Origin of the sequence: Escherichia sp. UTM R2, assembly GCF_048593455.1 — a bacterium.
GTDB lineage: Bacteria > Pseudomonadota > Gammaproteobacteria > Enterobacterales > Enterobacteriaceae > Escherichia > Escherichia coli.
Window position 1 is genome coordinate 137077 of record NZ_JBFWDY010000002.1, and the last position, 12337, is coordinate 149413.

Below are 12337 nucleotides of genomic sequence, written 5' to 3' on the forward strand. Positions count from 1 at the left end.
GATCGGGTATACTCGGGCGGCAATCTGGGATTTCCGGGGGGAGACAATTTGCGCGTAAGTCGCTCGTTAACAATCAAGCAGATGGCAATGGTGGCAGCCGTTGTCCTGGTGTTCGTTTTTATTTTTTGCACCGTTTTGCTGTTCCATCTGGTCCAGCAGAATCGCTATAACACGGCTACGCAACTGGAAAGCATTGCTCGCTCTGTCCGCGAACCCTTATCTTCAGCTATTTTGAAAGGCGATATTCCCGAAGCGGAAGCTATTCTTGCCAGCATTAAACCGGCAGGCGTGGTCAGCCGTGCCGATGTAGTGCTGCCTAACCAGTTCCAGGCGCTGCGTAAAAGTTTTATTCCAGAGCGCCCGGTGCCGGTAATGGTTACTCGCCTGTTTGAGCTACCGGTTCAAATCTCGCTGGGCGTTTACTCGCTCGAACGTCCGGCAAACCCGCAGCCAATTGCCTATCTGGTACTACAGGCGGATTCCTTCCGTATGTATAAGTTCGTGATGAGCACCCTCTCAACGTTAGTGACCATTTACTTACTTTTGTCGCTTATCCTGACCGTCGCCATCAGCTGGTGCATTAACCGCCTGATTTTGCATCCGTTACGCAATATTGCTCGCGAACTTAACGCCATCCCAGCCAAGGAGCTTGTTGGTCACCAGCTGGCATTACCGCGTCTGCATCAGGACGATGAAATCGGTATGTTGGTGCGCAGTTACAACCTCAACCAGCAATTGCTGCAGCGCCATTATGAAGAACAGAACGAAAATGCGATGCGCTTCCCGGTGTCGGATTTGCCGAACAAAGCCTTGCTGATGGAGATGCTGGAGCAGGTTGTCGCGCGTAAACAAACCACCGCGCTGATGATCATCACCTGTGAAACCCTGCGTGATACTGCGGGCGTGCTGAAAGAGGCGCAACGAGAAATTCTGCTGCTGACGCTGGTGGAAAAACTCAAATCGGTACTGTCGCCACGTATGATCCTCGCGCAGATTAGCGGTTATGACTTTGCTGTCATTGCCAACGGTGTACAGGAACCGTGGCACGCAATCACCTTAGGTCAGCAAGTGCTCACTATCATGAGCGAGCGCCTGCCGATTGAACGTATTCAACTCCGTCCGCACTGTAGCATTGGCGTGGCGATGTTCTACGGCGATCTCACCGCCGAACAGCTTTACAGTCGCGCTATTTCTGCGGCATTTACCGCTCGCCATAAAGGCAAGAATCAGATTCAGTTCTTTGATCCGCAGCAGATGGAAGCCGCCCAGAAGCGGTTGACGGAAGAGAGCGATATCCTTAATGCACTGGAAAATCATCAGTTTGCTATTTGGTTACAGCCACAGGTCGAGATGACCAGCGGTAAACTGGTCAGTGCGGAAGTGTTACTGCGTATCCAGCAACCGGATGGCAGTTGGGACCTGCCGGATGGCTTAATCGATCGCATTGAGTGCTGTGGGCTGATGGTTACCGTCGGTCACTGGGTGCTGGAAGAGTCCTGTCGATTGCTTGCAGCCTGGCAAGAGCGCGGCATTATGCTGCCCTTGTCGGTAAACCTCTCTGCGCTGCAACTGATGCACCCGAATATGGTGGCGGATATGCTGGAACTGTTAACCCGCTATCGCATTCAGCCGGGAACACTGATTCTGGAAGTGACAGAAAGCCGACGTATTGACGACCCTCATGCTGCGGTGGCAATCCTCCGTCCGCTGCGCAATGCCGGAGTTCGGGTGGCGCTGGATGATTTCGGCATGGGCTACGCAGGGCTGCGTCAGCTGCAGCATATGAAATCGTTGCCAATCGACGTACTGAAAATCGACAAAATGTTTGTTGAAGGCTTGCCGGGAGATAGCAGCATGATTGCTGCAATTATCATGCTGGCGCAGAGCCTGAACTTACAAATGATTGCCGAAGGCGTGGAGACTGAAGCACAACGCGACTGGCTGGCAAAAGCGGGCGTTGGTATTGCCCAGGGCTTCCTTTTTGCTCGCCCACTCCCTATTGAAATCTTCGAAGAGAGTTACCTGGAAGAAAAGTAGCTACCCCAAACTGATTACAAAACTTTAAAAAGTGCTGGTTTGTGCGAGCCAGCTCAAACTTTTTAACCTTTTTGTTTCAATTATGATCCAGGTACATTTCTGTGATGTTGTCTGGGTGTTATTTTAAGGCCGCAGGTACCCCATAACCTTACAAGACCTGTGGTTTTACTAAAGGACACCCTATGAAAACCTCTCTGTTTAAAAGCCTTTACTTTCAGGTCCTGACAGCGATAGCCATTGGTATTCTCCTTGGCCATTTCTATCCTGAAATAGGCGAGCAAATGAAACCGCTTGGCGACGGCTTCGTTAAGCTCATTAAGATGATCATCGCTCCTGTCATCTTTTGTACCGTCGTAACGGGCATTGCGGGCATGGAAAGCATGAAGGCGGTCGGTCGTACCGGCGCAGTCGCACTGCTTTACTTTGAAATTGTCAGTACCATCGCGCTGATTATTGGTCTTATCATCGTTAACGTCGTGCAGCCTGGTGCCGGAATGAACGTCGATCCGGCAACGCTTGATGCGAAAGCGGTAGCGGTTTACGCCGATCAGGCGAAAGACCAGGGCATTGTCGCCTTCATTATGGATGTCATCCCGGCGAGCGTCATTGGCGCATTTGCCAGCGGTAACATTCTGCAGGTGCTGCTGTTTGCCGTACTGTTTGGTTTTGCGCTCCACCGTCTGGGCAGCAAAGGCCAACTGATTTTTAACGTCATCGAAAGTTTCTCGCAGGTCATCTTCGGCATCATCAATATGATCATGCGTCTGGCACCTATTGGTGCGTTCGGGGCAATGGCGTTTACCATCGGTAAATACGGCGTCGGCACACTGGTGCAACTGGGGCAGCTGATTATCTGTTTCTACATTACCTGTATCCTGTTTGTGGTGCTGGTATTGGGTTCAATCGCTAAAGCGACTGGTTTCAGTATCTTCAAATTTATCCGCTACATCCGTGAAGAACTGCTGATTGTACTGGGGACTTCATCTTCCGAGTCGGCGCTGCCGCGTATGCTCGACAAGATGGAGAAACTCGGCTGCCGTAAATCGGTGGTGGGGCTGGTCATCCCGACAGGCTACTCGTTTAACCTTGATGGCACATCGATATACCTGACAATGGCGGCGGTGTTTATCGCCCAGGCCACTAACAGTCAGATGGATATCGTCCACCAAATCACGCTGTTAATCGTGTTGCTGCTTTCTTCTAAAGGGGCGGCAGGGGTAACGGGTAGTGGCTTTATCGTGCTGGCGGCGACGCTCTCTGCGGTGGGCCATTTGCCGGTAGCGGGTCTGGCGCTGATCCTCGGTATCGACCGCTTTATGTCAGAAGCTCGTGCGCTGACTAACCTGGTCGGTAACGGCGTAGCGACCATTGTCGTTGCTAAGTGGGTGAAAGAACTGGACCACAAAAAACTGGACGATGTGCTGAATAATCGTGCGCCGGATGGCAAAACGCACGAATTATCCTCTTAATCTCATCACTTATGCCCGCACTCCCTTCCCCGAGTGCGGGTGTTTGCGCATAATTGACCCCTGTGCCTGAACTTACCACCTGGGTGAGTTCAGGTTTATTTCACTTCTTCCGTGACATTTTCATGTTCTTGCGGTCTAACACGAAGTGTTTTTAACGTCATTTAGACTGACCGACAACGGGCAGTTTTTTTATTACCAGGATAGTTGATCAGGGGTTCACATGCAGGGCACAAAAATTCGACTTTTAGCGGGCGGTTTGCTGATGATGGCCACTGCTGGCTATGTGCAGGCAGATGCGCTCCAGCCTGATCCAGCATGGCAACAGGGGACGCTTTCCAACGGTTTACAGTGGCAAGTGCTGACCACCCCCCAGCGTCCCAGCGATCGTGTTGAAATTCGCCTGCTGGTTAATACCGGTTCGCTCGCCGAAAGTACACAACAGAGCGGTTACAGTCACGCCATCCCTCGTATTGCGCTAACGCAAAGCGGTGGCCTTGACGCAGCACAGGCGCGTTCATTGTGGCAGCAGGGGATCGACCCTAAACGCCCGATGCCGCCGGTAATTGTCTCTTATGACACCACGCTGTTTAATCTGAGTTTGCCCAATAACCGTAACGATTTGCTGAAAGAAGCGCTCTCTTATCTGGCAAATGCCACTGGCAAATTGACCATCACACCAGAAACCATCAACCACGCGCTGCAAAGTCAGGACATGGTGGCAACCTGGCCTGCCGATACTAAAGAGGGCTGGTGGCGCTATCGTCTGAAAGGGTCAACCTTGTTAGGTCACGATCCTGCCGATCCGCTGAAACAACCCGTTGAAGCGGAAAAAATTAAAGATTTCTATCAGAAATGGTACACCCCGGATGCAATGACGCTACTGGTGGTGGGAAACGTGGATGCGCGCTCGGTTGTCGACCAAATAAACAAAACGTTTGGCGAACTGAAAGGCAAACGTGAAACGCCAGCTCCGGTGCCGACGCTTTCTCCGCTGCGTGCGGAAGCGGTGAGTATTATGACTGACGCGGTGCGTCAGGACCGGTTATCTATCATGTGGGATACGCCGTGGCAGCCGATTCGTGAATCAGCCGCACTGCTGCGCTACTGGCGTGCGGACCTGGCCCGCGAGGCGCTGTTCTGGCATGTTCAGCAAGCGTTAAGTGCCAGTAACAGCAAAGACATCGGTCTTGGATTTGACTGCCGTGTGCTGTATCTGCGTGCGCAGTGTGCCATCAACATCGAATCACCAAACGACAAGCTGAACAGCAACCTTAATCTGGTGGCGCGTGAACTGGCGAAGGTTCGCGATAAAGGTCTGCCGGAAGAAGAGTTCAATGCGTTAGTGGCGCAAAAGAAACTGGAGCTGCAGAAACTGTTTGCCGCCTATGCACGAGCTGATACCGATATTCTGATGGGTCAGCGGATGCGTTCGTTGCAAAATCAGGTTGTCGATATCGCGCCGGAGCAATATCAGAAACTGCGGCAGGATTTCCTTAATAGCCTGACGGTAGAGATGTTAAATCAGGATCTGCGTCAACAGTTGTCGAATGATATGGCGTTAATACTGCTGCAGCCGAAAGGCGAGCCGGAATTTAACATGAAAGCGTTGCAGGCGGTCTGGGATCAAATCATGGCCCCATCTACCGCCGCTGCGACCACCTCTGTCGCCACGGATGACGTACATCCTGAAGTGACGGATATTCCACCTGCACAGTAATGCCTGATGGTGATGAGTTAGCACAACCATCAGGTATTTATGGATGAGCTGGATAGAGGGGTAACACTTTATCCAGCCTTTTGCATATGCTGCGTTTACGCTGGCATCGCCTCACGCGGGATAATCGCGCCGCGATACTGAATAACGGTACTTGCGGTCAGGTGCCCACGTTTCGCCGCGTTTTCCGCACTGCCGCCCGTCAAACGTACCGCCAGATAACCGGCGCTGAAAGAGTCGCCAGCTGCGGTGGTATCGATCACTTTTTCTTTCGGCAGTTTCGCCGCCGGAACATCCACTAACCCTTCGCCTGCAATGGACACCAGGCAAGAATCCGCCCCGCGTTTCACCACCACTTCTTTCACGCCCGCGTTATGGGTGCGCGCAATGACGTCTTCCACCGGCTGTTGACCCCACAGCGCGTCTTCGTCGTCCAGCGTCAGGAAGGCGATATCCGTGCATTCCAGCATTTGTTGGTACACCTGCTGTGTCTCTTCTTTGCTGGCCCACAGGCGCGGACGATAGTTATTGTCGAAAATCACTTTTCCGCCGTTGGCGCGGCATTCGCGCAGCAGGGAAAGCAGCTTTTCGCGGCTGGTCGGGCTTAAGATCGCCAGGCTAATCCCGCTCAGGTAGAGATAATCGAAATTCGCCAGCTCTTCGCAAATCGCCGCAGACTGCTCACTCTCCAGCCAGAATTTGGCGGCGGCTTCGTTCCGCCAGTAGTAGAACGTACGCTCGCCGGTGCTGTCGGTTTCAATGTAGTAAAGGCCCGGCAGACGGTTTTCCATCCGTTGGGTCAGGGAAGTATCAACGTTCTCGCCGTGCCAGGCGTCCAGCATCTGCTGGCTAAAACTGTCCGTTCCCAGCGCCGTTACGTAATGAACGGTTAATGCCGCAGGATCGACCTGACGGGCGATATAGACGGAAGTGTTCAGGGTATCGCCGCCGAAACCGCGCTTAACGTCCGCGCCTTTCTCGGAAAGCTCAATCATGCATTCGCCAATCACGGCAATCTTTTTGGACATAGTCGTGAACCTGATCTGTAAAAAATTAGCGTTAGTTTGCGCTGTGGTGGTTTGCTGGTCAACCATATTAAAACAGTGTTCCATTATTTTTTTGAGCCAGAACGTATTCCTGAAAGATTCCGTTGTGGAGTGAGGAAATTTACCCCGGCCAGGCGGTAAAGTTCTGCCCTTACGCGCCGATAATCTTTGTCGAGTCCGGGCAGCATCACTTTTAAACACAGGACATCTTTGATGATAAGGCAGGTTATCCAGCGAATAAGCAACCCTGAAGCAAGCATCGAGAGCTTGCAGGAACGGCGTTTTTGGTTGCAGTGTGAGCGTGCTTACACCTGGCAGCCGATCTATCAAACATGCGGGCGGTTAATGGCCGTGGAGCTATTAACGGTGGTCACGCATCCCTTGAACCCTTCGCAACGCCTGCCGCCGGATCGCTATTTTACTGAAATCACCGTCAGCCATCGGATGGAGGTTGTGAAAGAGCAGATTGATTTGCTGGCGCAAAAAGCCGACTTCTTTATAGAGCACGGCCTGCTGGCATCGGTCAATATTGATGGCCCTACGCTCATCGCCCTGCGTCAGCAACCAAAAATCCTGCGCCAGATTGAGCGTCTTCCCTGGCTGCGTTTCGAACTGGTGGAGCATATCCGTCTGCCGAAAGATTCAACCTTTGCCTCGATGTGTGAATTTGGCCCGCTGTGGCTGGATGATTTTGGTACCGGGATGGCAAATTTCTCTGCGCTAAGTGAAGTGCGTTATGACTACATCAAAATCGCGCGAGAACTGTTTGTGATGCTGCGTCAGTCGCCGGAAGGACGCACACTCTTTTCTCAGCTTTTACATCTAATGAATCGCTATTGTCGCGGGGTGATTGTCGAGGGCGTAGAAACGCCGGAAGAGTGGCGTGATGTTCAGAACTCGCCCGCATTCGCCGCACAAGGCTGGTTTCTTTCACGCCCGGCACCGATAGAAACGCTGAATACGGCGGTTCTGGCGCTATAAGCTGCCTCATTTTCCGCCTGGCTGGACTATCTTTAGGACTGGCACAGGAAGAATATGAGGAAGCGAACGATGAGCAAGGCAGGCAAAATAACCGCTGCGATTTCAGGGGCTTTCTTGTTGTTGATTGTCGTGGCGATCATTTTGATTGCAACTTTTGACTGGAATCGACTCAAACCGACTATCAACCAGAAAGTCTCTGCGGAGTTGAATCGTCCGTTCGCTATCCGTGGCGATCTGGGCGTGGTGTGGGAGCGGCAAAAACAAGAAACTGGCTGGCGCAGCTGGGTGCCGTGGCCCCATGTACACGCGGAAGACATCATTCTTGGCAATCCACCGGATATTCCCGAAGTCACGATGGTGCATTTGCCACGCGTAGAGGCAACGCTGGCCCCGCTGGCGCTGCTGACCAAAACGGTCTGGCTGCCGTGGATCAAGCTCGAAAAGCCCGACGCGCGCCTGATTCGCCTCTCTGAAAAGAACAATAACTGGACGTTTAATCTTGCCAACGATGATAACAAAGACGCGAATGCAAAGCCGTCGGCATGGTCGTTTCGGCTGGATAATATTCTTTTCGATCAAGGGCGGATCGCCATTGATGACAAAGTAAGCAAAGCGGATCTGGAGATTTTTGTTGATCCCTTAGGCAAGCCGCTGCCGTTCAGCGAAGTTACTGGATCGAAAGGTAAAGCGGATAAAGAAAAGGTGGGCGATTACGTTTTTGGCCTGAAGGCGCAGGGACGATATAACGGTGAACCGCTCACGGGTACGGGAAAAATAGGCGGTATGCTGGCGCTGCGTGGCGAAGGGACGCCGTTTCCGGTACAGGCTGATTTCCGCTCTGGTAACACCCGTGTTGCTTTTGATGGCGTCGTGAATGACCCAATGAAGATGGGCGGTGTCGATTTACGGCTTAAATTTTCTGGCGATTCACTGGGTGATCTCTATGAACTGACGGGCGTTCTGCTGCCCGATACCCCGCCGTTTGAAACGGATGGTCGGCTGGTAGCGAAAATCGACACTGAAAAATCGTCGGTCTTTGATTATCGCGGTTTTAATGGGCGAATTGGTGATAGCGATATCCACGGTTCTCTGGTCTACACCACCGGAAAGCCACGACCAAAACTGGAAGGTGATGTCGAGTCGCGGCAATTGCGGCTGGCGGACCTGGGACCGTTGATTGGCGTTGATTCCGGGAAAGGGGCAGAAAAGTCGAAACGGTCTGAACAGAAGAAGGGCGAAAAAAGCGTTCAGCCTGCGGGCAAAGTGCTGCCTTATGACCGCTTCGAAACCGATAAATGGGACGTTATGGATGCCGATGTTCGCTTCAAAGGGCGGCGCATTGAGCATGGCAGTAGCCTGCCGATTAGCGATCTTTCTACTCATATCATCCTCAAAAATGCTGACCTGCGCCTGCAACCGCTGAAATTTGGCATGGCGGGCGGCAGCATTGCGGCGAATATTCATCTGGAAGGCGATAAAAAGCCGATGCAGGGGCGGGCAGATATTCAGGCTCGTCGACTGAAACTGAAAGAACTGATGCCCGATGTGGAACTGATGCAGAAGACGCTGGGGGAAATGAACGGTGACGCGGAACTACGCGGTAGCGGTAACTCGGTGGCGGCACTTTTAGGCAACAGTAACGGCAACCTGAAACTGTTGATGAATGACGGGCTGGTGAGCCGCAACCTGATGGAGATTGTTGGGCTGAATGTCGGCAACTACATTGTCGGTGCGATATTTGGTGATGATGAGGTGCGGGTGAACTGCGCGGCGGCGAATCTGAATATTGCCAACGGCGTGGCGCGCCCGCAGATTTTTGCTTTCGATACTGAGAACGCGTTGATTAATGTTACCGGCACGGCAAGTTTTGCTTCGGAACAGCTGGATTTGACTATTGATCCGGAGAGTAAAGGAATTCGGATTATCACACTGCGTTCGCCGCTGTATGTGCGGGGGACGTTTAAAAATCCGCAGGCTGGGGTGAAAGCCGGACCGCTGATTGCCCGTGGTGCTGTTGCTGCGGCACTGGCAACGCTGGTAACACCGGCGGCGGCGTTACTGGCACTGATCTCACCTTCCGAAGGGGAGGCTAATCAGTGTCGGACGATTTTGTCGCAGATGAAGAAGTGATGATAATTGCCGGATGTCTGACATCCGGCAATTAAACAGATTTAGATTGTTGGCAAAGTGTGCTTTGTTCATGCCGGATGCGGCGTGAACGCCTTATCCGGCCTACAAATCCTTGCGAATTCAATATATTGTATGGAAATTCAGGCCTGATAAGCGTAGCGCATCAGGCTTTTCACTCTTATTACAACGACTGATGTCGCGTCTCATGGGTCAGCAGCAGGGCGATTAACGTCAAGCCAGCCATCGCCGCCAGATATAACCCCACCGCACCTAGCCCGTAGTTAGTCTGCAACCAGGCTGCGATATATGGCGCAACGGAAGCCCCGAGAATCGACGCTACGTTGTAAGAGAACGATGCTCCGGTGTAACGCACTTCTGTCGGAAACAGCTCTGGTAACAGCGCACCCATTGGCCCGAAGGTCAGACCCATCAGACTTAACCCCAGCAGCAGGAAGGCAAAAACCAGAATCGGGTTGCCAGAACCGAGCAGTGGGTTAAAGGCGAACAGCGCGAACAGGATGATCAGCGTGGTGATGATTACCATGCTTTTACGGCGACCAAAGGCATCAGCCAGTAATCCAGCGACTGGCACCATCACGCCAAAACCAATAACTGCCATCATCAACATCCACAACACTTCGTTACGCGGCAGGCCAAGCCCAACTGGCGCGGCGGCGGTACTAAAGGTCATAGAGTAGACCGTCATGATGTAAAACAGCGTATAGGTTGCCAGCATAATGAACGTACCCAGTACGGTTACGCGAACATGTTTGGTCAGCAGCGTACCCAGCGGGATCTTCACCTGTTTTTTCGCTTTAGCGACTTTCTCAAACACCGGCGACTCATGCAGCGACACGCGAACATACAGGCCGATAATGACCAGCACCGCCGAGAAGATAAATGGCACACGCCAGCCCCAGCTCATAAACTGCTCGTCGGTCAGTAGCCAGGAAAGCAGCAAGAAAGTGCCATTGGCAAAGAAGAAGCCAATCGGTGCGCCCAGCTGCGGAAAGGAGCCATACAGTGCACGTTTGCGCGGTGGGGCGTTTTCAGTCGCCAGCAGCGCCGCGCCGCCCCATTCACCGCCTAAGCCCAGGCCCTGACCAAATCGAGCCAGCGCCAGCAGCAGCGGGGCGAAAATACCAATCGTGGCATAGCCCGGCAGCAGACCAATCACCACGGTCGAAATCCCCATCGTTAGCAACGAGGCGACCAGCGTCGCTTTACGCCCAACGCGATCGCCAAAATGACCAAAAACGGCAGAGCCAATGGGGCGCGCGACGAAGGCGATGGCGAAGGTGGCGAGCGACTGTAGCGTTGCTGCCGTAGGATCGCCCTGCGGGAAGAAGATATGCGGAAACACAATAACGGCCGCAGTGGCGTAAATGTAAAAGTCGAAGAACTCAATGGCTGTGCCAATGAGAGAGGCGACAAGGACTTTATTACGCGAGTTGATCGGCGTGTATTCTTGCTCGTGGTCGAGTGTTGTGGCTGTTGCTTGCATAATCTTTTCTTATTTTTTGGCTAACGAATAGCCATATTACGCACAGCAAAAGTGATATTTCAATGTGTAACAAATCGCGGAAATGGTCAAAAATCAGGCAAAAAGGGGATAATGTTTAGGCCAGTGATTTTTCTTCTATGAAATGCTTCACATAATTTTATAAATAGTGGATAAAACTGGTTTCAGGTTAAATAAAAGTTACCAACTGGATTTATATGCTGGGGTTATGAGTTGGAATGAAATTGTTTGCTCCCAAATAGATGGCTGAAGAGGCTCTGGGGACGAGTTTCAAGAGGTTATGTGCGCATTATAGCCGGATGCGATGCTGGCGCATCTTATCCGGCCTACGGGGAGCCAGGCCGAATAAAATCGTATGCCGGATAAGGCGTTTACGCCGCATCCGGCCTATTTTAAGGCTGCGTTTTCCCCGGCATTCGCGGGTCGTCTTTATATTCGGCGGTGGCAATCCACGCCGCGCAAAACAGCGTCAAACGGGCGAAGAAGTAGAAAAATGCCATCAGCCCCAGCACGGAACCAAATGCTGCGCCAGAGGGGGATTTCATCAACGATGGCAGGGTGTAGGTCATCACGATTTTAATCACTTCAAAACCAATAGCAGCCAGAAATGTTCCGCGAATCAGGGCTTTTTTGCGCGGACGGTGGCGCGGCAACCGCCAGAAGATCCAGAAGAAAAGCAGATAGTTGGCGAAGATGGAAATCGCCAGGCCAATCAATCGCCACGTCGGTTTCAGCCACTCAATGCTGTTCAGGTGCAGGGCGCTAATAATCATTTGCTGCGCCGAACCGGCAACCGAGGTGATCGAAAGCGTCACAATCAGCGCAATCAACAAACCAATCAGCGAAATAAAATCTCGCAGATATTTTACCCAGAACTTCTCCTGATCTTGCGGCGAGCGTTCCCAGACATCGCGCGACTGGGCACGAATCGCTTCACGCAGGTTACCCATCCAGTTGATGCCGGAATAAAGTGCCACCGCCAGGCCGACAAGCCCTACAGTCGTACGCTGCTGAACGGCGGTGTTGATGGTGTTTTTCAACGTGGCGGCTAGCGTCGGATCGCTGATGTTTTGCAGAATTTTGTCGAAGATATCCTGTAGCAACATCGGATGGGAGGCCAGCACAAAGCCCCCTGCGGCAAACGACACCATCAAAATTGGTATCATCGACAAAAATGAGAAATAGGTGATAGCCGCACCAAACTGGTTACCCAGCCGATCGTTAAAGCGTTCTGTCGCGCGAATCAGGTGCGCAATAACCGGTTGGCGTTGGACTTTTTCGGCAGTGGTGGTGACGGTTTCCAGCGCCTGGCTAACTTTGCTGCCTTTCTCGCTATTATCCAACGGCTTAATCGGCTCGTGCTCCAGATCCTGGATGGGACGTTTGATCTCGTTTTCCTGCGTCATCCGCTCTTTTGTCCTTCTGTCGTGGTCATTCT

Annotated in this window: 8 protein-coding genes; 5 read left to right on the plus strand and 3 right to left on the minus strand. The window is 52.4% G+C overall.

Features of this window, described 5'->3' with window-relative positions; translation table 11 throughout:
• Positions 1-48: 48 nt before the first annotated feature.
• The 3 genes from hmsP (at position 49) to AB4H76_RS01490 (ending at position 5223) form a co-directional block, all read left to right on the plus strand.
• Positions 49-2037 carry a biofilm formation regulator HmsP gene (gene hmsP / locus AB4H76_RS01480; protein ID WP_001266293.1) on the plus strand — a complete coding sequence of 663 codons (1989 nt, stop codon included), beginning with the start codon at positions 49-51 and terminating at the stop codon, positions 2035-2037.
• A 182-nt stretch (positions 2038-2219) separates the two neighbouring features.
• A complete protein-coding gene (dctA, locus tag AB4H76_RS01485; RefSeq protein WP_000858214.1) occupies positions 2220-3506 on the plus strand; it encodes a C4-dicarboxylate transporter DctC in 1287 nt (428 codons plus the stop codon).
• Positions 3507-3726: 220 nt separating this feature from the next.
• Positions 3727-5223, plus strand: a complete 1497-nt coding sequence (locus tag AB4H76_RS01490; protein ID WP_001163141.1) for a M16 family metallopeptidase — start codon at positions 3727-3729, stop codon at positions 5221-5223.
• Between the two features lie 95 nt (positions 5224-5318).
• On the opposite strand, the gene kdgK is transcribed toward AB4H76_RS01490, so the two are convergent.
• Positions 5319-6248 carry a 2-dehydro-3-deoxygluconokinase gene (kdgK, locus tag AB4H76_RS01495; protein ID WP_001300928.1) on the minus strand — a complete coding sequence of 310 codons (930 nt, stop codon included), beginning with the start codon at positions 6246-6248 and terminating at the stop codon, positions 5319-5321.
• A gap of 231 nt (positions 6249-6479) precedes the next feature.
• Here kdgK and pdeH point away from each other — a divergent pair, with 231 nt between their 5' ends.
• Both pdeH and AB4H76_RS01505 read left to right on the plus strand, forming a co-directional pair.
• Positions 6480-7247: a cyclic-guanylate-specific phosphodiesterase gene (gene pdeH / locus AB4H76_RS01500; protein WP_001295219.1), complete on the plus strand. Its 768-nt coding sequence runs from the start codon at positions 6480-6482 to the stop codon at positions 7245-7247.
• 69 nt (positions 7248-7316) lie between these two features.
• Positions 7317-9377 (plus strand): AsmA family protein, encoded by a 2061-nt coding sequence (locus AB4H76_RS01505; RefSeq protein WP_001296794.1) that lies wholly within the window; start codon positions 7317-7319, stop codon positions 9375-9377.
• Between the two features lie 181 nt (positions 9378-9558).
• Here the strand turns inward: AB4H76_RS01505 and AB4H76_RS01510 are convergent, their stop codons facing one another.
• Entirely contained in the window at positions 9559-10881 is a 1323-nt protein-coding gene (locus AB4H76_RS01510; protein ID WP_001149003.1) for an MFS transporter, read from the minus strand.
• A gap of 410 nt (positions 10882-11291) precedes the next feature.
• Positions 11292-12305, minus strand: a complete 1014-nt coding sequence (gene yhjD, locus AB4H76_RS01515; protein WP_000191237.1) for an inner membrane protein YhjD — start codon at positions 12303-12305, stop codon at positions 11292-11294.
• Positions 12306-12337 lie beyond the last annotated feature (32 nt).